The sequence below is a fragment of the Amycolatopsis sp. NPDC004625 genome (assembly GCF_040609695.1).
GTDB lineage: Bacteria > Actinomycetota > Actinomycetes > Mycobacteriales > Pseudonocardiaceae > Amycolatopsis.
On the sequence record NZ_JBEXKX010000036.1, the window covers coordinates 38475 to 59268 of the forward strand.

General features: G+C 72.8%; 15 protein-coding genes. 11 read left to right on the forward strand and 4 right to left on the reverse strand.

What is annotated here, in order from left to right:
- Positions 1 to 142 precede the first annotated feature (142 nt).
- The 10 genes from ABZW17_RS32935 to ABZW17_RS32980 all read left to right on the forward strand — a co-directional run bounded on the left by ABZW17_RS32935 (position 143) and on the right by ABZW17_RS32980 (position 12868).
- A complete protein-coding gene (locus tag ABZW17_RS32935) occupies positions 143 to 1039 on the forward strand; it encodes a DUF222 domain-containing protein (protein WP_354823039.1) in 897 nt (298 codons plus the stop codon).
- A gap of 372 nt (positions 1040 to 1411) precedes the next feature.
- Positions 1412 to 2254: an ESX secretion-associated protein EspG gene (locus ABZW17_RS32940; RefSeq protein WP_354822917.1), complete on the forward strand. Its 843-nt coding sequence runs from the start codon at positions 1412 to 1414 to the stop codon at positions 2252 to 2254.
- A gap of 16 nt (positions 2255 to 2270) precedes the next feature.
- Entirely contained in the window at positions 2271 to 2741 is a 471-nt protein-coding gene (locus tag ABZW17_RS32945; RefSeq protein ID WP_354822919.1) for a hypothetical protein, read from the forward strand.
- 8 nt (positions 2742 to 2749) lie between these two features.
- Positions 2750 to 4750, forward strand: coding sequence for a hypothetical protein (locus tag ABZW17_RS32950; RefSeq protein WP_354822921.1), 2001 nt, complete (start codon positions 2750 to 2752; stop codon positions 4748 to 4750).
- A 4-nt stretch (positions 4751 to 4754) separates the two neighbouring features.
- On the forward strand, positions 4755 to 5102 hold the full coding sequence (locus ABZW17_RS32955; protein WP_354822923.1) for a type VII secretion target: 348 nt from the start codon (positions 4755 to 4757) through the stop codon (positions 5100 to 5102).
- Positions 5099 to 5644, forward strand: coding sequence for a YbaB/EbfC family nucleoid-associated protein (locus tag ABZW17_RS32960; RefSeq protein ID WP_354822925.1), 546 nt, complete (start codon positions 5099 to 5101; stop codon positions 5642 to 5644). The genes ABZW17_RS32955 and ABZW17_RS32960 overlap by 4 nt, the downstream gene beginning before the upstream one ends.
- Positions 5638 to 10476, forward strand: a complete 4839-nt coding sequence (locus tag ABZW17_RS32965; protein WP_354822927.1) for an RHS repeat-associated core domain-containing protein — start codon at positions 5638 to 5640, stop codon at positions 10474 to 10476. The genes ABZW17_RS32960 and ABZW17_RS32965 overlap by 7 nt, the downstream gene beginning before the upstream one ends.
- Before the next feature lie 3 nt (positions 10477 to 10479).
- Positions 10480 to 10956: a hypothetical protein gene (locus ABZW17_RS32970; RefSeq protein ID WP_354822929.1), complete on the forward strand. Its 477-nt coding sequence runs from the start codon at positions 10480 to 10482 to the stop codon at positions 10954 to 10956.
- A gap of 53 nt (positions 10957 to 11009) precedes the next feature.
- Complete coding sequence (locus tag ABZW17_RS32975) at positions 11010 to 11564, forward strand: GNAT family protein (RefSeq protein WP_354822931.1); 555 nt, start codon at positions 11010 to 11012, stop codon at positions 11562 to 11564.
- Positions 11561 to 12868: an MFS transporter gene (locus ABZW17_RS32980; protein WP_354822933.1), complete on the forward strand. Its 1308-nt coding sequence runs from the start codon at positions 11561 to 11563 to the stop codon at positions 12866 to 12868. Before ABZW17_RS32975 ends, ABZW17_RS32980 begins: the two co-directional genes overlap by 4 nt.
- Here ABZW17_RS32980 and ABZW17_RS32985 read toward each other — a convergent pair.
- Complete coding sequence (locus ABZW17_RS32985) at positions 12826 to 14046, reverse strand: SGNH/GDSL hydrolase family protein (protein WP_354822935.1); 1221 nt, start codon at positions 14044 to 14046, stop codon at positions 12826 to 12828. The two genes, ABZW17_RS32980 and ABZW17_RS32985, sit on opposite strands and share 43 nt — an antisense overlap.
- Positions 14047 to 14418: 372 nt before the next feature.
- Positions 14419 to 14685 (reverse strand): hypothetical protein, encoded by a 267-nt coding sequence (locus ABZW17_RS32990; RefSeq protein ID WP_354822937.1) that lies wholly within the window; start codon positions 14683 to 14685, stop codon positions 14419 to 14421.
- 235 nt (positions 14686 to 14920) lie between these two features.
- On the opposite strand from ABZW17_RS32990, the gene ABZW17_RS32995 reads away from it, so the two are divergent.
- Entirely contained in the window at positions 14921 to 17272 is a 2352-nt protein-coding gene (locus tag ABZW17_RS32995) for an alpha-L-fucosidase (RefSeq protein ID WP_354822939.1), read from the forward strand.
- On the opposite strand, the gene ABZW17_RS33000 is transcribed toward ABZW17_RS32995, so the two are convergent.
- Together ABZW17_RS33000 and ABZW17_RS33005 are read right to left on the reverse strand one after the other, a co-directional pair.
- Positions 17253 to 19238 (reverse strand): UvrD-helicase domain-containing protein, encoded by a 1986-nt coding sequence (locus tag ABZW17_RS33000; protein WP_354822941.1) that lies wholly within the window; start codon positions 19236 to 19238, stop codon positions 17253 to 17255. The genes ABZW17_RS32995 and ABZW17_RS33000 overlap by 20 nt on opposite strands.
- A 68-nt stretch (positions 19239 to 19306) precedes the next feature.
- Positions 19307 to 20791 carry a glycosyltransferase family 39 protein gene (locus tag ABZW17_RS33005; protein WP_354822943.1) on the reverse strand — a complete coding sequence of 495 codons (1485 nt, stop codon included), beginning with the start codon at positions 20789 to 20791 and terminating at the stop codon, positions 19307 to 19309.
- Positions 20792 to 20794 lie beyond the last annotated feature (3 nt).

The window sequence follows — 20794 nt, forward strand, 5'->3', positions numbered from 1 at the left end:
ACTGTGTCGTGCTTCGGTTGTCTGGGTTTTCTTTGCCTGCTTACGGTTTTGGGCCTCTGAGCTTGGCGGGGTGGTTGCACCCGTTCGTGTGATGAACAGGTGTTCGGGTGGGCGGTATTGTGGTGGCGTGGCTCGAAACGTGATGCAGGAAGCCGAGGCGGTGGCGCTGGCCGACCGTGTCGGTGAGCTGCTCGCGACCATCCGGACTGCGGAAGCCTCCCTGGGTGCTCTGCTGGTGGAGATCGAGCATCGCGGGGTGATGGAGTTGTTCGGTTACTGTTCCGTGGCGCGGCTTTTGGAGCATCTGGCCGACATTCCGAAGGTGGCGGCGGAGCGGGTGGTGACCCGTGCCCGCGCCCTCAACCCTGGTCGTGCCCTGGACGGTACCCCGATCCCCGCCCTGGCCCCCGCCACCGGCGTGGCCGCTCGCTTCGGCCGTTTGAGCAATCCGATGATCGATGTGATCGTCGGGTCCTTGGCCGACGTTCCACCCGAGCATCGCGCCTCTGCCGAGGCGGAGCTGCTGAGGTTTGCTGCCGAGGCCGGTCACAGGCAGGTCGCTGCCCTGGGTGCGCGGATCGTGGCTCACCTGGACCCTGATGGCCCGGCTCCGGAGGACGCCGACCCTGTCACCTCGGCCCGTGAGCTGTCGTTGCGGCGGAAGCGGACGGGGGTCATCCCGGCGGTCCTGGGCGAGAAGAGCGAACCCCTCAACCTTGGTCGTCTCCGCAGGTTGATCTCCGCGTGTCTCCGCCGCGCCTTGTTCCTGCGGGATCGGGGTTGCGCGTTCCCGGGCTGTCACCGCCCACTCCGGCATTGCCAGGGCCACCACATCCGCCACTGGGCCGAGTGCGGCCCCACCAACCTCGGCAATCTGGTGTTGATGTGCGCCCACCACCATCGGCTGCTGCATCGTTCGGGCTGGGAGGTCCGTATCGCCGCCGACGGTCTCCCGGAGTTTCTGCCGCCGCTGTTCTTGGACAGGCGCCGAAAACCTCGGCGTAACAACCTGCACGAGCCGCTGCCCTTCGCGGCGTGACCACGGGGAAGGCCCGCAGCCGGACGGCTGCGGGCCCAAACCCGCGCCCACGACTTCACGGCACCCGTCGTATCCCACCATCGCGCCCGCCGGCCGCTTTCCAGCCCGCGTGTCCCGCCCAGCTCCGCCGCCCCTACCGCCTTCCCGCAGCTCGGCAGTGAACTTTCCGTGAACTCACCCCCGGAGACCGCAGACCAGCAGCAGAACCCCAATCACACGTTCGAGGGACAATCGCCTCTTGCCCCACCGATCCCCGGGATCGTGGTCTTTCGGGCATCCGGGTGGCGGTGCCGACGCGGGCCGCTGCTGCACTGCTACTGTTCGTCAGGGAACTTGCTTGAAGGCTTGACGAAAAGGATCCGGCGAGGGGAAATGGCGGAGCGGTTCGAGTTCGTCCTCGAGGTCTTCGAAGCCCTCGTTGTCGGCCGGGCGACCGGGGGCGATGTACAGCGTTATCCCCTCCGGGCCGGGCACCTGCCCAGTGATCCCGTGCGGTTCGTGCGGGTGGCCCGGCAGGTTTACGACGCCCTTGAAGAACGGCGGCTCTCCGTCTCCGGTGAACTCCACCCCGGGGTGCGGGCCGCTTTCGAGCTGCTGGCCGAGCCGCGGGTGTCGGTGGCCGTCAGCGGGATCGATGGGCTGGGGGCCGATGTTGCCGTTCTCGTCGTCACCGACGGGGCCCAGGCGCTCGGGATCACCCAGGCGCCCGACACGGATGACCTGCTGTTCTCCCTCTTCGCCGACGAAGACCTCGTCGAGGTCGTCACCGGGGTGCTTCCGCCGGCCCCCGCCGCCACCACCGGGCGGCACGTCGTGCACCGGGCGGCCGGGCGGGAGGTCTCGGCCATGACCGCCAAGCGGATCGCCGACGCCGAATTCGACGAAGAAGAGACCGATGCTTTCGGGATGATCGAGGTCAAGGCCGTCGTGCGGCCCGGGCGGCGGCCGCCCGCTCCCAAGTCCTCCGATGTCGCCGTGCTCGAACGGGTGCTGGCCGAACCGCGGCTCGGGGGTGGGCACATCGCCGTCACCGCGCAGGGACGGCGGGGGGAGCGGCTGGCCGGTGAGCCGCTGAGCTGGCTCGACACCGCCGATGGCCGGTACCTCGTGCACACCCGGACCGGGGACGCCGGGGAGCTGACCGCCGAATACGTGCCGGCCGGGCGGGCCGATCTCGCGCGGGCCATCCGCGACGCGATCGCGGCCGTCTACTGAACCGGGGAGGAGTCCGATGACCACCGAAGAGACCGCGGCGACGCTTCAGGCCGTCCAGGCCACCATGCAGCTCCAGGCCGCCACGACGCCCGAGACCAAGACCATGGCCGCGCTCCGGGTCGGGCTCGCCGGTGCGCAGCTGAAGCGGCTCGCCCAGACCGGTGGCTTCGCCATCGACGACACCACCGGCAACCAGCTGATCGAGGCGCTCGAAGGCGTGCTCGAGTCCCTGGAGGCGCGCTGGGCCGCCCTGCAGCGGCTGCACGACGCCCCGGCGATGAGCCGGACCGCCACCGGCCAGTGGGTGTCCGCGCACATGGTCAGCACCGCCGCCGACGAGCACGGGCTGGTCACCCAGCTGCAGGCCGCGCGGCAGGAGTTCCCGACCTACATCGAGGCCATCAAGCTGGCCAAGCAGAACTACAAGTCCCGGGAAGAGACGACGCAGAAGACGTTGACCTCGCTCCCGGCCGCCGACCAGAGCTGAGGGAGACCGTGGCACCCACCGCCGAGTCCGTCTCGGACCCGTCGTCGCCGGACTACGACCCGCGCAGTCCGCTCTACGACGTGACCGCCGATACGTCGTCGAAGTACTACGTCGGGCCGCTGACCACGGACAAGTCGCCGTCGGGCGACCAGATCCGCGAGATGGCCACCAAGCAGGTCGACGACGAGATCCGGCGCGGCTGGCTCGGCCCGGTCGTCGACCCGGTGCTGCGCGACAAGAAGATCCAGGAGCTCTACCAGCAGCACCTCGACGACGCCAAGCACGGCCTCGACGAGGGCCTCACCATGCGCGAGACCGGCGGGGCGCCGCGCACGCTGTGGAACAACGCCAGCCACGAACAGATGAACGAAGCCATCACGCAGGATGCCAACCCGGCGACCGTCGCGGAGACTTCGGAAGAGTGGGTGCGCGTCGGCAACGACCTCGGCACCCATCAGAAGACCCTGGCCGACGCCATCAACGCCAGCACCAGCAACTGGCAGGGCGGCGCCGGTGACGCCGTCCGCGAGCACCTCGCGGGGGTCGGCAAGTGGCTGGGCGCGACCGCGCAGGGCGCCACCCTCGCCGGCCGGCAGCAGGAGATCCACTCCCAGGCGCTCAACGAGACCCAGCGGCAGATGGCCGCGAACCCGCCGGTGCAGTTCGACCTCCAGTCGACCAACCAGCGGCTGATGTCGATGACCGACCCGGTGCAGTACGCGGCCGCCGCGGGCGAGGCCATGCAGACCTACCGGGCGCAGCAGGCCGCCCGGGACCACGCCGCGCAGATCCTGACCCAGTACGACGAGACCATCGGCGGCGCGGTCGCCACCCCGCGGTTCCCGGCCCCGCCGAAGCTGCCGACGGCCACCGCGACCAGGCAGAGCGTGGCCGCGCAGGGCGGCGGCGCCGGGGCGGGCACGGACGCGCAGCCGCTGCTGGCGCGGACCGCGATGGACGGCGTGACCCCGCGGACCCCCGCCGACGTGAACGCGGCGGCCCTGGACGGCAGCGGTGCGGGCGCCGGTGGCGCGGGCGGGGCCGGCATCCCCGGCGGCGGCCCGGGCAGCGGCTCCGGCTTCTCCGGCAGCGGCATCCCGGGCGACGGCAGCGGCTCCGGCATCCCGGGACCCGGCGGTCCCGGCAGTGGCATCCCGGGCAGTGGCATCCCCGGCAGCGGCTTCTCCGGCGCCGGCATCCCCGGCGGCGGCAGCGGCGCAGGCGGCGGTGCCGGCTTCACCCCGCCGAGCTTCGACACCCCCGGCGGCCCGTCCGGCGGCAACTTCAGCGGCGCCGGCATCCCCGGCTCGTCGCTGCCGCACTTCGACGACTCGACGTCGTCGTCCGGCTTCACGCCGTCCGGCATCCCGGGCGGCGGGGGCACCGGCGGCAGCGGCTTCACCCCGCCGTCGATCCCGAACATCCCGGACGTCTCCGGTGGTGGCGGCGGTGGCATCCGCGGCGGCAGCCCGATCCCCGGGTTCACCCCGCCCGGCATCGACCCGATCACCGGCCTGCCCACCGGCACCGGCCCCGGCGGCATCCCCGGCGGGGGCACCGGGACCGGCAAAATGCCGACCATCGGGCGCCTCGGCGGCATCAACGGCGAAAGCATCGCGAGCCGGCTCGGCGGCATCGGCGGCGGCGGTGGTGCCGGGGGCGGGTCCCTCGGTGGCATCGGCGGCGGCGGGGCCGGTGGTGGTGCGGCCGGTGGCGGCGTCCGCGGCACGGGTGCGGGCAACCTCAGCGGTGGTGCCGCCTCCGGCGCGGCCGCGGAAGCCGAAGCGGCGGCGGCGCGCAACGCGATGTCGGGCCGCGGGGCGGCCGGCGCGGCCGGGTCCCCGGGCATGGGCGGCATGGGCGCCGGGGCCCGCGGCGGCAAGAAGGACGACGACAAGGAACACAAGTCGGCCGACTACCTCGAGAGCGACGACCCGAACTTCTTCGCCGGAGAGCAGGTCGTGGCACCGCCGGTGATCGGCGACTGGAAGAACCAGGATTGGAAGTGAGCGCATGACGGCCGCCGGCTTCGAGGTCGAACCGGACGACTTGGTCGCGCACGCGAGTCACGTCGAGAGCCTGGTCGAACGGCTCACCACGGCGTCGCAGGCGGCCGACACGGCGATGTCCGACCACGCCTACGGGCTGCTCTGCGCGTTCCTCCCGCCGATCATCCGGCCGACGAACGAGAAGGCGAAGGAGTCGCTGACGGCGTCGGCCGAAGGCGTGGGCGGGCTGGCCGACAACGTCCGGACCGCGGCGCAGTCCTACCGTGACGGCGAAGACGCCAACGCGCAGCCGTTCGAACGTCAGCTCGCGGCGTCGGCGCCGCGCGCGGTGGAAGCGAGGACCAAGGAATGACCGGCCCGAACGGCCTGGGGGACCTGATGCGGGACCCCGACGAAACCATCCGCCGGATGGACGACTGGGCGGCCGGGTTCGCGGCCAAGGCGCAGCGGTACCAGACGGCGCAGGAGCAGACCGAGCGGCTGCGCCTCACCGCCACCAGCTCCGACGGCGCGGTCAGCGTCACCGTCGGCGCGGACGGCACCGTCACGGACCTGACGTTCTCGAACAAGGTCAAGTCGTTCCCGCTGGACGAGCTGTCGCGGCAGATCCTGGCGACGATGCGGCGCGCGCAGGCCGGTATCGCCGACAAGGTCGCCGGGGTGATGGCCGAGCAGCTCGGCGACGAGGACCGCGAGACCCGCGGCGCGCTGCTGGACAACCTGCGTGGCCGCTTCCCGAACCCGGACGAACCGGACGAGCAGCCGCCCGCGCCGCCGACACCGCCGCCGCCCGCCCCGTCCGGTGGCGCCGCGACGCCGCCGCCCGCCCCGGGCGCCCCGCAGCCGCCGCGCCGGTCCGCGCCTTCCGACGATGAGGACAACAATCCGTGGTGAATCCGCTGGTCGCGGAGACGAAGGATTCCACGAAGGCGTACTCGGGCATCTCCCTGCTGGAGTCGGCGAACGACCTGAAGTCGGCCATCGAGAGCGGCGACTGGGCGTCGGTGGCGATGGGCGCGGTCGGGACGGCGCTCGACGCGCTGTCGATGGCCATGGACCCGTTCGGCGCGATCCTCGCCGCCGGCGTCGGCTGGCTGATGGAACACGTCGGGCCGCTCAAGGAAGCCCTCAACGGTCTCACCGGCAACGCCGACGAGATCGCCGCGCAGTCCGAGACGTGGAAGAACATCGCCACCGAGCTCGGGAGCGTCGGCGAGGACCTGACCGGCATGGTCAAGGCCGACACCGTGTCGTGGACCGGGAACGCGGCCGACACGTACCGCCAGCGCGCGCAGGACACCGTGACGCTGCTGGAGACCGCGCAGAAGGGCTGCGAAGGCGCCTCCAGCGGGGTCAAGACCGCCGGTGAGGTCGTCGCGGCGGTCCGGGCGCTGGTCCGGGACATCATCGCCGAGCTGGTCGGGCACCTGATCAGCTGGGCGCTGCAGGTCCTGTTCACCCTGGGCATCGGGTTGACGTGGGTGGTGCCGCAGGTCATCGGCGCGGTCGCGAAGACGGCGTCGAAGATCGCGGACCTGGTGAAACGCCTGGTCACGGCGTTGAAGGCGCTGATCCCGCTGCTCAAGCGGGCGGGCGACCTGTTCGCGGACGCGGCGAAGGCGTTGAAGAAGATCAAGCCGGGCAAGGCCGCGCCGCCGCCGAAGCACGCCGACATCAAGAGCGGCCCGAAGGACATCGGCGGGCCCAACGGCAAGGGCGGCCCGGACGCACCGCCGCCGAAGACCGACGGCACGACGCCGTCGGGGGCGAAGGGGGACGGCACGACGCCGTCCGGCGCGAAGGGCGACCCGCCGCCGAAGACCGACCCGCCACCCGCCTCGAAGGGCCCCGACGAAAACCCGAAGGGCCCGGATCCGACGCCCGGCGGGGGCTCGACCACGCCCTCGGGTGGGGGCAAGGGCGGCGCCGGCAGGGGTTCCGGCTCGTCCAACAAGCCGGACAACCCGCGCGACCGCGGCGTGGGCCCGGACGACCGCGTCTGCAAGTCCGACCCGGTGGACGTCGGATGCGGCGACGTCGTCCTGGAGCAGCGCGACCTCGAGCTGCCGGACCCGCTGCCGCTCGTGCTCGACCGCACGCACATCTCGTCCTACCGGGCCGGACAGTGGTTCGGTCCCACTTGGACGTCCACTGTGGACCAGCGGCTGGAGCTCGACGACGAGCACGTCTGCTACTTCTCCGCCGACGGCCTGGTCCTGGTGTACCCGCACGCGGAGACCGGCGTCCCGGTGCTGCCGCTGGAGGGCCCGCGGCGGCCGCTGACCCGCACGGCGACCGGCTACACGCTGCACGACCCGCTGTCCCGGCGCACGCTCACCTTCGCGCCGCTGCCCGGCCGCGGTGCCGCCCTGCAGCCGCTGCAGCGCGTCGAAGACCTCGGCGGCGCCGTCGTTTCCTGCACCTACACGCCGTCGGGTGCGCCCGCGAGCCTCACGCACTCCGCGGGCTACGAGGTGGCGCTCACCACCGACCGCGGCCGCGTGGTGGCGGTCGACGTCGTCGACGGCGAGACCGGCTACCGCGTCCGCACCACCCGCTACGACTACGATCCGCGCGGCCGCCTGGTCGCGGTGGTCGACTCCTCCGAGACGCCCGTGCGGTTCGAGTACGACGACGCGGGCCGGATCACCGGCTGGCACGACCGCAACGGCGTCTGGTACCGGTACGTCTACGATGACAGCGGGCGGTGCGTGGTCACCGTCGGCGACGGCGGTTTCCTCGACGGCCGGTTCGCCTACGACCCCGCGCGGCGCGTCACGAAGTTCACGAACTCCCTGGGCCACACCAGCGAGCACCACTTCAACGAGCTCGGCCAGCTCGTGCGCGACGTCGACCCGCTCGGCGCGGTCACCGCCTTCGAGTGGGACCGCTACGACCGCCTGCGGAGCCGGACCGACCCGCTCGGCCGGACGACGCTGTTCGAGCACGACGAGACCGGCGCACTGCGCGCGGTCATCCGGCCCGACGGCAGCCGCGTCGCCGTCACCCGGCACCACGACGGCGCGCTCGACATCGCAGTGGAAGCCGCCGGCCGCGTCTGGCGGCGGCACTACCCGGCCGGCCGCGCGCCCGACCCGTACACCACCCTGCCCGGCATCGCCGACGGGTCCGCCGAAGACGCGCCGAGCCCGGACGAGCCCGGCACCGCGGCGGCCACGGCCGTGCGCGAGCGCGGGGACGGCACCGACCTGTTCGGCCGCCCGAAGGCCGTCGTCGACGCCGCGGGCGGGCGGTCCGCGCTGCGTTGGAGCGTCGAAGGCAAGCTGCTGGCCCGCACCGCGCCGTCCGGCGCGCAGGAGGCGTGGCGCTACGACCGGCAGGGCAACGAACTGGGCCACACCGGCCTGCTCGGCCAGGCCGAAGCCCGCGAATACGGCCCGTTCGACCTGCTGACCGCGGTGACCGACCCGACCGGCGCGCGCACGGCGTACACCTACGACACCGAGCTGCGCCTGGTCGCGGTGACCAACCCGGCCGGGCTGACCTGGCACTACACCTACGACCCGGCCGGGCGCCCGGCCGCCGAGTCCGACTTCGACGGCCGCGTGACCCGCTACACCCACGACGCCGCGGGCCGGCTCGTGCGCTCGGAGTCCGGCGGCCTGGTCGTCGAGTACGCCTACGACGTGCTCGGCAACGTCGTCTCCCGCCGCACCGCCGACGAGCACACGACGTTCGCGCACGACCCGGTCGGCCGGCTCGCCGGCGCGGCGAACGCCGAGTCCCGGGTGGACATCGAGCGCGACGACCAGGGCCGCGTGCTCGCCCACTCCGTCGACGGCCGGACGATCTCCTTCGGCTACGACGACGAAAACCACCTCGTGCGCCGCCGCACTCCGTCCGGAGTGGACAGTGTGTGGCGGTTCGACCCGGACGGCGTCCCGGTCGCGCTGGAGACGGCCGGCCAGTCGATCCGCTTCGGCCACGACGGCGGCGCCGAAACCCGGCGCGTCTTCGGGGACGTCGTGCTCGAGCAGGCTTACGCGGGGGAGCGCCTCACCGCGCAGGCGGTCACGGTCTCCGGGCGGCGGGTGCACACCCGCGGCTACGAGTACCGGCCCGACGGCGAACTCGCCGGGGTCGACGACGACGCGACCGGCCCGGTGCGCTACCAGCTCGACGCCGCCGGCCGGGTCACCGCGGCGACCGGCCCGAACCGCGCCGAGCAGTACCGCTACGACGGTGCCGGCAACATCACCGGCACCGCCCGGGAACGCCGGTTCTACACCGGCACCCGGCTCACCGCCTCGGACACGACGGCTTACGAGTACGACGCCCACGGCCGGCTCGTGGCCCGCCGCGACGCCACCGGTGCCGTCTGGCAGTACACCTGGAACGCCCTCGGCCGGCTCACCGGTGTCGTCACGCCGGACGGCAGCCACTGGCGCTACCGCTACGACCCGCTCGGCCGGCGCACCGCGAAGCAGCGGATCACGGCCGGTCCGGGCGGTGCTCCGGTGGTGGCCGAGCAGGTGCTGTTCACCTGGGACGGCACCACCCTCGTCGAGGAACAGGCCGGCACCCGGGTCACCACCTGGGAGTACCACCCCGACGACGGCAAGCCCCTCGCCCAGCTGGCCGCCGGGCGGCTGGCCACGGTCGTCACCGACCAGGTGGGCACGCCGATCGAGCTGGTCGACGCGGCCGGGGCACTCCTGTGGCGCGCCCAGGCGGACCTGTGGGGCAACGACCTCGGGGACCCGGCGGGCACGCCGCTGCGCTTCCCGGGCCAGTACCGCGACGCCGAAACCGGCCTGCACTACAACGTCTACCGCTACTACGACCCGGCGACCGGCCGGTACCTCAGCCCGGACCCGCTCGGCCTGGACCCGGCGCCGAACCCGGTGGCGTACGTGGCGAACCCGCTCCTCGCGGCGGACCCGCTGGGGCTCACCGCGACGGTGTCGCCGTGCGGCAAGGTCAAGGACGACCGGGTCCCGAAGCGCCAGCGGTCCGAGGACGACTCGACGAGTGCGTCCGGCTCGGGCTCGAACAAGCGACCCAACACCGGCAAGGACTACAAGCCCGGGGACATCGTCAACGACGACCTCAAGGACCCGGCGATCGACAAGTACAAGAACTTCCCGAAGGACGACCCGGACAACCCGCTCGGCAGGCGCCTGAAGGACTCCGAGGGCAAGACGAAGGTCAAGCGGTCCGAGGACGTCGGCGAGGCCGGGGCGCACGACTACCTGAAGAAGGTCACCGGCAAGGACGACCTCGACATGATCACGCCGTCGAAGACGAACCCGCTGCCGGCCGGCAAGTACGGCACCAAGCCGGGCGAGCCGTGGCCGAACGCGGTCGCCTTCAACGGCAACAACGTCGCCGACGTCGCCTACTGGGACGGCAAGACCATGCACGTCGTCGAGGCGAAGGGCAACGGGTCGACGCTGACCGGCGGCCCGATGCACGGCCGCGTGCAGAAGTTCGACCCGGACTCCGGTGCCCCGGTGCCGCCCGCGAACCGGCCCAACGACCACCGGATGGACCAGGGAAGCACGGAGTACCTCAAGGACGTTGCCGCGAACATGAAGAACAGCAAGCCGGAAAACGCGACCTACGACGGCCGCGGCGAAGTCGGGACGTCGATCTGGAACGCCATCCACAACGGCCACCCGCCGGTCAAGTACGTTCCGGTCAACACGACGGTCGGCCCGGACGGCAAGGCAGTCGTCAAGGTGACGCCGGGGTACGGGGAGTAGGACATGAGCTACGCGCTGGTCTTCCGCGCGATGTCGTTCGACGAGTTCCGGGCGCGGGTGGCCGCCGACCCGGCGGTGGCGGCGTTCCGCGACGCGGGCGGGGGCGAGCCCACGCCCGAGGTGGCGGACGCCGTGGCGCGCACGGCACTGGCGATGGGCGAGGAGGCCGGCCGCACCGGCCACGCGTCGGCGGGCGGCGACTGGTTCCGCGAGGAGCTGTTCGACGGCGTCCTGGCCGGTCTGCTGGGCGCCGACGTGGCCGACCACCTGCTGTCGCGGAACCTCGAAGGCATCGTCTGGAACGACTACCCGATGGTCGGCTTCGTGCTCGCCGACGAGCTCGAAGAGGCCCTCGCGAAGGCCGGGGACGAGCGGCCCGGCGACCTCGACGAGGACGACGCCGAAGTGCTCGACGAGGTGTTCGCGGCCCTGCGCAAGGTGGCCGCCGCCGGGCAGGACGTGGTCACCGTCTACGCCTGAGCAGTCCTTTCGGGGTCTCGACAGCGGGCGCCCGGGCGGGCGACACTGGGCCGATGACCGGCCTGATCACCGGAAGCCGTGTCCGGCTGCGGCCAGCTGCCGCCCCGGACGCCGCCCGGTTCGAGGAGATCCTGTCGCACCCGGAAGTCGCCCGCTGGTGGGCCGACGCCGAGGAGCCGGTGGCCGCCCAGGTGTCCTACCTGCTGGACCCCGACGAAGGCACCACGACCTACGCCATCGAACACGACGACCTCGGGAACACTGTCGTCATCGGCATCGAACTGGCCTTCGAGGAGGCCGATCCGCAGTACCGCCACGCCGGGATCGACATCGCGGTGCACCCGGACTTCCAGGGCCGCGGCCTCGGCACGGACGCCATCCGCACGCTGGCCGAGCACCTGTTCACGGTGCGCGGGCACCACCGGCTGGTGATCGACCCGGCGGCCGGCAACGAAGCGGCGATCCGGCTCTACGGGTCGCTCGGCTTCCGGCCGGTCGGCACGATGCGCTCCTACGAGCGCGGTCCGGACGGCAGCTGGCACGACGGGCTGCTGATGGACCTGCTCGTGGACGACCTGGTCCCGGCCGCCGCACTAGCCGGCTCGTGAGCGGCCGCGCGGTCGCGGCCCGGCCCTTGCGGCGGGTTGCTGTGGCGAGCGCGGTGGGGACCACCATCGAGTGGTACGACTACTTCATCTACAGCACGGCGACGGCGCTGGTGTTCGGCAAGCTGTTCTTCACGACGCTGTCGCCCGCATCCGGCACCCTCGCCGCCTTCGCGACGCTCGGGGTCGGGTTCCTGGCCCGCCCGGTCGGCGGGATCCTCTGGGGGCACTTCGGCGACCGCGTCGGCCGCAAGGCGATGCTGGTGCTGTCGCTGCTGCTGATGGGTGTCGCCACCGTCGGCGTCGGACTGCTGCCGACGTATTCCGCGATCGGGGTCTGGGCGCCGATCCTGCTGCTGGTCCTGCGGTTGCTGCAGGGACTCAGCGCGGGCGGCGAATGGGGCGGGGCCGCGCTGATGGCGGTCGAGCACGCGCCCGAAGGCCGCCGGGGCCGGTTCGGCGCGTTCTCGCAGATCGGCGTCCCGGCCGGGTTGATCCTGGCGCAGCTGATGTTCTTCGTCCTCGGCCGCACGCTGACCGACGCGCAGTTCGCCGCGTGGGGCTGGCGGGTGCCGTTCCTGGCGAGCATCGTGCTCGTCGCCGTCGGCCTGGTGATCCGGCTGCGGATCGAGGAAAGCCCGGTGTTCTCGCAGCTGCGGGAGACCGAAGCACGCAGCAGCCGTCCGATGGTCGAGGTGCTGCGCGAGCGGCCGCGGGCGCTGCTGGTGGCGTCCGGCAGCTTCGTCGCCAACACCGCGATCGGCTACATCTTCCTGGCCTACCTGCTGTCCTACGGCACGTCGGTGCTCAAGATCGACCGCACCACGCTGCTGGTCGTCGTGATCATCGGCAGCGTGACGTGGCTGGTGAGCATCCTCGTCTCGGCGGCGTGGTCGGACAGCGTGGGCCGCAAACCCGTGTACCTGGCCGGTTCGGTGCTCCTGGTGGTCTGGCCGATCCCGTTCTTCCTGCTCGTCGACACGAAGGCCACGGTGTGGCTGATCGTGGCCGTGATCGTGCTCAACATCGGCCTCGGCGCCACCTACGGGCCGCAGTCGGCGTTGTTCGCGGAGCTGTTCGAGCCGCGCTACCGCTACAGCGGGGCTTCGTTCTCCTACGCCGTGGGCGCGGTGCTGGGCGGCGCCTTCGCGCCGTCGATCGCGGTGTCGCTGCAGGCCGCCACCGGGACCTCGTTCTCGGTGTCGCTCTACCTGGTGGGGGTGGCGGTGCTCAGCCTGGTCGCGGTGCTGTTCATCCCGCGGGATCAGAGCCGGTCGAGCCGGACGGCGGCGGCCATCCGCTCGTAGCCGGCGTCGCCGGGGTGGAGGTGGTCGCCGGAGTCGTAGGCGGGCAGCATCCGGAGCGGGTCGGCCGGGTCGCGGACCGCCGCGTCGAAGTCGACGACGCCGTCGAAGACCCCGCCGGTGCGGATGAAGCTGTTCACCGCCTGGCGGGTCGCTTCGAGGGTGTCGTCGTAGACGCGCCAGCCCTTGAACGGCGTCAGCGTGCCGCCGAGCACCCGGATGCCGCGCGCGTGCGCCTGCGCCACCAGCTGGCGGTAGGCCGAGGTGATCGCGGCCGGGTCGGTCTGGTGCGGGTCCTGCTGGATGTCGTTGATGCCCTCCAGCACAATCAGCGTCCGCACGCCGCCGACGCCGAGCACATCGCGGTCGAAGCGGGAAAGCGCGTTCTGGCCGGCGCCGGAGCCGGGGACGTCGAGCAGCAGCCGGTTGGCGCTGATGCCCGCGTTGAGCACGCCGAAGCGGCCGTGCAGCCGGTCGGCCAGGTAGTCCGGCCAGCGGTGGTTCGCGCCGGCGGCCGAGCCGACGCCGTCGGTGATGGAGTCGCCCAGCGCCACGATCGAGGCTTCGGCACCGCCCTGGACGTCGACGCCGGAAACGTAGTGCCAGACGGACGTCTGCTCGGTGTAGGGCGCGCCGGACTCGCTGGCGGCGAAGTCGCCGTTGCGGGTGAAGTACGACGTCTGCGCCGCGGCCGGGTGGTAGGTCACCGGCCCGGACTTCGCCGGTACGTACGTCGTCACGAGCAGGTTCGCGTCGGCGGGGACCCGGAGGTTCACCGGATCGCTCAGCGCCTCGGCGCCGGCGGGCACGACGACGTCCGGGGCGCCGCCGAAGGTCAGGGACCGCAGGGTGCCCGGCACGGCGTCCGGCCCGGTGCCCTGGACCGCGACGGTGACGTGCCCGAAGGTGAGGGGAGCGGCCCCGAAGGCGTTGGACAGGTGGACGCGGGCGCGCCCGCCGCCCGCGCTGGTGTGCACGACGTTGCGGATCGAGTAGCCGGGATAGCCGTCCGGGGTGTTCGGCACGGCGGCCGCGGGCGCCGTGGCCCACGTCCCGGCCCAGCCGCCCACCGCCTGCTGGGCCGGCTGCGGGAGAAGGCTTTCCGGGTTCGCGCTGCCGGCCGTCGTGAGGAGCCCGAGACCGGCCAGGACGGCCGCGCTGACGGCCAGGAAACGTCGCATGATCCCACCGTCGCGCGCGGGTCCGCGCGGCGGCGACCGCTGATCAGGTGAGGCACCGGACAAGATCGGGGACAGGCCGGGGGCGGGCCCGTCCGGGATTCTGGGGATGCCGGACGGGCCCGCGCGAGGTGGCCGTTGCCGCGACGGCCGCTCGCCGGGGCACCCGGTCCCGATCGGGCGGAGGCTGGCCCGGATCGTTGCGTCGTGGTGACCCGGAGGGCGTGTGCGAGACGCCCTCACCCCAAGCACGGCCCGCGGCCCGCCCCGGTTCAGCTTTCGCGCCGGGTTTCTCACTCCGTTTTCGAGCAAAGCCCTCGTGAGTGGGAAACAGTGTTCTAACACTGTTTCCCACTCACGAGGGCTGCGGGAGGCTCAGGCTGCGGCGGCGGGGAACCCGGTCAGGGCGCGGTGGCCCGCCTCGGTGAGTTCGGCGGGCGCCCACTGGCCGGGGGCGACGAGCCGGGTGGCTCTCACCAGGCCGGCGTGGGCGAGGTCGTGGGCGGTGTTCTGGTCGCAGCACGACAGGCCGTCGACGCGGAGGTCGGGTTCGCAGCTGCAGCGGAGCTCGGCACGGCCTTCGGCGACCGCCTTGAGCATGGCGATCGCACGGCGGCTCAGCGCGTGGGGGAGGGTGGACATCGGTCTGGCCTTTCGGTGCGGCTGGTTCGGCGCGAGTGCTGCAGCTCGTTACCCAGTGATACGCGGCGAACACGAACATGGTTCACAACGATCGCTCCGGTTGGCCTCTTGACACGGCGGGGGCCACCAAGCAGGCTCATTCATCGGATGAATCAGTTCCGCCAGCGGCAGATCGGTCCTCTGGGGCCGAACTCTGCCGTCATTCCGCCGTAGTCATCCGATCCCTGGAGGCTCAGTGCCGACCTTCCCCCGCCGCCAAGCCCTCGGCATCGCCCTGGGCGGAGCCGTCGCGCTCAGCGCGGCCGGCCGCACACCCGCCGGCGCCGCCGGACCCGTGGACGCCGCCGCCGACACCGCCGACACCCCGATCGTTCCGCCCCCGCCACCCGTGCCGGTCGCCCTCGACACGTGGTTCACCAACGACGGCATCGACAGCGCGTCGGCCACCGGCGGGGACTTCGACGGCTCCGGCTACACCTTCCCCGCCGAGCACGTCCCCGCCGGGCAGACCGTCACCGTGGGCGGTGTCCCGTTCAAGCTCGGCTCCGCGGCCGCCGGCGCGAAGAACAACGTCGCCGCCACCGGCCAGCGGATCGACTTGCCGAAGGGCCGCTACTTCGTCGCGTACTTCCTGGTCGCCGCCAGCTACGGCGCGGCGGGCGGCGCGGCGACCGTGCACTACGCCGACGGCAGCACGAGCACCGGCTCGCTGTCCGGCCCCGACTGGTACACCGGCAGCGGCGCGCTCGTCTCGCCGTTCCGCTACGCACCCGGCGGTGTCGTCGACAACAACCCGGTTTCGCTGGCCACCGGCCAGGTCTGGATCGACCCGGCCCGCGAAGCCGTCGCGCTGACCCTGCCCACGACGGCGAACCCGGCGCCGAACGTCTCCAGCCTGCACGTCTTCGCGCTCACCCTGCAGCCGGTCGCCGTGGGCCGCTCGGCGCTGGTCCTGGACGGCCGGTCGACGGCCAACCTGCTCACCGACGGCGGGCCGCAGGCCGCCGAAGCGACCATCGTCAACGCCGGGACCGTGTGGCTCGGCGCGGGCGACCGGGTGAGCGTCACCGTCGACGTCCCCGGCGGCCGGACGACCGTGCCCGCGGCCATCCGCGCGCTGGCGCCGGGGGAGCAGGCGACGGTCCGGCTCGGGCTCGCCCCGAACGCGTCCGTGCCGCCCGGGACCACGACGAACGGCCAGATCCGCGTCACGGCCGGCCGCGGCACCCTCGCCACCCAGCAGGTGCCGATCACCCTCGGCGTCCCGGACTTCCGGCCGGCCGACGCTTCGCTCTCGACGCACCGCGCGCCCTACTGGTTCAACGACAGCAAGTTCGGCATCTTCATCCACTGGGGCGTGTACGCCGTGCCCGCGTGGGCGCCGGTCGGGCAGCAGTACGCGGAGTGGTACTGGCAGAACCAGCAGGATCCGAACGGCGCGACCTACGCCTACCACAAGCAGAAGTACGGCGAGAACTTCACCTACGACGACTTCATCCCGCAGTTCACCGCGGCGAAGTTCGACCCGCGCAGCTGGCTGAAGCTGATCGCGGACGCGGGAGCGGAGTACTACGTCCTGACGTCCAAGCACCACGACGGCTTCGCGTTGTGGGACACGAAGGTCAGCGACCGCAACTCCGTGAAACTCGGCCCTCGCCGGAACGTCGTCGCCGAGCTGTTCGCCGCGTCCCGGAAGTACACGCCGCAGCTGCGCAACGGCCTGTACTTCTCGCTGCCGGAATGGTTCAACCCGGACAACCCGTGGATGGGCCACGCGCCGCGCAACCCCTACACCGGCGCGCCGCTGCCCTACACCGGGTACACCGCGGGGAAGGACTTCGTCCGCGACTACCAGGCGCCGCAGGTGCTGGAGCTCGTCTCGGAGTTCGACCCGGACGTCCTGTGGTTCGACATCGGCGGGGTCAACGACACGCGCGCCACGATCACCGAGTACTTCAACCGCGCGAAGAACCGCAAGCGCCCCAAGGACGTCACCTACAACGACCGCGGTGGCATCCCCGACCACGACTTCACCACCCCGGAGTACACGACCTACCCGAACACCGTGGTGGCGAAGTGGGAGGCGAGCCGCGGCCTCGACCCGTTCTCCTACGGCTACAACCGCGCGACTCCCGACGACAGGTACATGACGGCGGAGGAGGTCGTCCGGACGCTCGTCGACATCGTCTCGAAGAACGGCAACTTCCTGCTCGACATCGGCCCGGACTTCGACGGCACGATCCCGGCCGTCATGCAGCAGCACCTGCGCGACGCGGGCGCGTGGCTGAAGGTCAACGGCGAAGCCATCTACGGGACGACGTACTGGTCACGGATGGCGCAGCTCGGCGACCTGCGGTTCACAGTCAAGCAGAACGAGGCGTTCTACGTGCACTCGCTGGTGGCGCCGGGCAGCAGGCTGGTGGTCGACGCCCCGGTGCCGATCCGCGGCGGCGACCGGGTGTCGCTGCTCGGGTACCGCGGAAACCTGCACTGGAGCGTCGAAAACGGCTCGCTGGTGATCGACGTCCCGGCCGCGGCCCGCCAGGCCGGCCGCTACGCGTGGGTGTTCAAGATCGCCTGGAGCTGACCGGCCGTTCCGCCAGCAAGAGCAGTTCCCGCGGGACCGGCCCGGGGTGGACGACACCGAGCGACCGGGTGGCCCGCGTCATGGCCACGTAGAGGTCCCGGGGTCCGTGCGGGCCGGCCGCGAGGACGGCGGCGGGGTCGGCGATCACCACCGAGTCGAACTCCAGTCCCTTGGCCTCGGCCGGGGTCAGCAGCACGACGTCGTCCACCGGGTCCGGCGGCCGCCGCAGCGAAAGGGCGGCCGCCAGCTCGCCGGCCGCCGGCGCGATGATCGCCAGCTTGCCCCCGGTGTGCGCGCCGGCGAGTTCGGCGAGCACACCGGGCACGTCGGCGGCGGCCAGCCGCCACGGCCGCTCTCCGCTCGCCCGCACCGACGTCGGCGGCCGCACCGCCGGGTGGTGGACGGCCAGCACCGCCGCCGCCGCGTCCATGATTTCCCGCGGGGTGCGGTAGCCGACGGTCAGCTCGGCGATCCGGTGCGGCCGCGGTACCCGGTCCCACGACGTGGCACCCGCCGCGCTCCCGGTCTGGGCCAGGTCCCCGACGACGGTCATCGACCGGGACGGGCAGCGGCGCAGCAGCATCCGCCAGTCCATTTCGGACAGTTCCTGGGCCTCGTCGGCCACCACGTGCCCGAACACCGGCACGCTCGCCCCGATCAGCGCGGCGGCCTCGTCCAGCAACGGGATGTCCGCCGCGCTCCACGGCCCCTCGACCACCTCCGCCGGGGTCAGGGGCGGCCACAGTTCGTCGAGCACGTCCCGGATCCCGGGGTCGGCGAGCAGGGCCGTCCGCAGCGCTTCCCGGTCGGCCTCGTCCAGCAGCGTGTGCGGGGCGCCGTCGTCCTCCGGGCCGAGCACCACGCCCGCGGCGGCGAGCGCCCGCAGCCCGGCCTCGTCGAGGCGGCCGTCCGGGCTGCCACCGTCGAGCGCCTCGCCGGTCTCGGTGAACACGACCGACTCCATCCGGCCGGCCAGGTCCCCGGTCAGCGTGGCGACGACCTCCCGGTGGAACACGTGGCGGGCCTGGTTGTGCGGCAAGCCGGTCTCCCTGGCCGTCCGCACGGCCCGGCGCAGCGCCGCCGGGTCCAGCCGCAGCGCCTGCTGCTCGAACTCGACGTCCACCGCTTCCCCGGGAACCCGGACCGTGGCACGGACGCGTTCGGCCAGCCGGGACGCCATTTCCGCACGGCCCTTGCGCGCGGCTTCCGCGGCGGTGTCGGTCCGGGTGACCGGGACGCCGGGCACGAGGCCGGACACGGTCGCCGTCACCACCCGGTGCTCGCCGAGGCCGGGCAGCACCTGGCCGATGTAGTCGAGGAACACCCGGCTGGGACCGAGGACGAGCACGCCGCGCTCGCGCAGGTGTGCGTGGGTGTAGAGCAGGTACGCGACCCGGTGCAGGGCGACGGCCGTCTTACCGGTGCCCGGGCCGCCCTGCACGACCAGGACGCCCCGGGCGTCGTCGCGGACGATCCGGTCCTGCTCGGCCTGCAGCGTCGTGACGACGTCCCGCATGCGCCCGGTGCGCTCGGCCGTCACCGCGGCGAGCAGCGCGGCCTCGCCGACCAGCCCGTCGTGCGGCCCGTCGGGATCGAGCAGTTCGTCGTCGAGGGCGACGACGGTCCGGCCCCGGGTGGTGATCCGCCGCCGGCGGACGACTTCGCCCGGCTCGGCGGCGGTCGCGGTGTAGAACGGCCGGGCGGCCGGCGCGCGCCAGTCCACCAGCAGGGGTTCGTCGTCGTCGGTGAACAGCCCGAGCCGTCCGATGTGGAGGCGCCGGCCGCCGGTCAGGTCGAGCCGGCCGAAGCACAACCCGTCCTCGACCGCCGCCAGCCTGGCCGCCTCGGCCTGCCACACCTCCGGCGCGTGGCCGCGGGCGAGCGCGGCGGCGGTCTCCTCCCGCAGCGCGTCGAGGCGGGCGTAGAGGACGTTCAGGTGGTCCTGTTCGGCAGCGAGTTCCGGCATGCCGGAGAGCGTGCCCGCGCTCTCGCGAAAAGTGCAGTCTTGTTCTTCTTGACAGCCTCAGCCGCGCCTCAGTAGTACCGCCGCAGCTGCGGCCACGCCTCGGACCAGGGCCGCGTCAGCGTGCACAACGACACCACGACACCTTCTTCGTCGTTGTGCACGCCGTCGGCGTTGTGATGCTTGGCGACCGCCCGGCAGCCGGTGATCAGGCGAGCCGCCGGCGTGCCGGGCCGGATCCGCCCGACGAACAGCACCGGGCCGACCAGGCGGTCCGGCGGCGGGCCCCAGTCCGCGTACGACATGTGCGGCGAATACACCGGTGGCAGGCCGCGCTCGGGGCCGTAGCGCTCCAGCGCTCCGGCTTCGCCGTAGTTGCCGGTGACGATCACCGCGGTGTCGCGTTCGGCGGCCGGGATGCGGGCCCAGGCGCCCGCCACCGTGCCGGCGAAGTCCGGCCAGCCGACCTGCTCGCCCGGTTCCTTGTTCAGGGCCAGCAACGGGCCGTTCAACGCCGACGCCGGCAGCACGGGGAGTCCGATGAGGACGGACACGGCCACGCACACCACGGCCGCCGCGCCGGTGAGCACCCGCCGCGGCGCTCCGCCGCGGGACAGCCACCGCAGCACCGGCTCGGCGCCGAGTGCGACCAGCGGCAGCAGCAACGGCACCGAGTAGTACGGCTTGCCGCCCACGACCAGGAGTTCGGCGCAGACCACCGGGTACGCGACGGCCAGCGGGCGGGCCCAGTGCAGGCCGGGTTCGCGCCACGGCCGCACCAGCCCGGCGATCCACACCGGCACCAGCACCGGCGAGAGCAGGACCAGCTGCATCGGCACGAACAGCAGCCGGTTCTCGCCGCCGTCGTCCTCGCTGATCCCGCCGGCGACGGTGAGCATCGGCCAGCCGTGCGACGCCTGCCAGAGCACCACCGGGGCCGCCAGGACGACGGCGACCCCGATCCCGGCCGCGAGCCACCAGGTCCGCAGCACCCGCCGCGGCCCGGCGACGGCCACGCCGACGCCGAGCCCGGAGAGCAGGAGCAGCACCAGCCACTTGTTCGCCAGGCCGAGCCCGGCGGCCGCGCCGACGGCGAGCCACCACCGGCCGTCGCCGGTGCGCAGCAGCCGCAGGCCGGAGAGCGCGATCAGCGACCAGAGCAGCACGTCCGCCGAGTTGGTGGCCAGCATGTGCGACACGACCAGGACGTAGGACGACAGCGCCGTCGCCAGCGCGGTGAACAGCTGGACCCCGCGGCCGCCGCCGGCCTCGCGCGCGATCAGCGCGACGACCACGACGGTGGCCACGCCGAGCAGGGTGGCCACCACCCGCAGGCCGGCCGGGGTGTCGCCGAACAACGCCGTCGACGCCCGGGCGAGCCACGGCGTGAGGGGCGGATTGTCGACGTATCCCCAGTCCGGCCGGCGGCCCGCGGCGACGAAGTACAGTTCGTCGCGGTGGAACCCGTAGCGTCCGGACAAGGCCGTCAGCACGACGGCCTGGACCGCGACGACGATCCCCACCGGCAGTGCGGCGAACCGCGGCAGCGCCCCCATAGC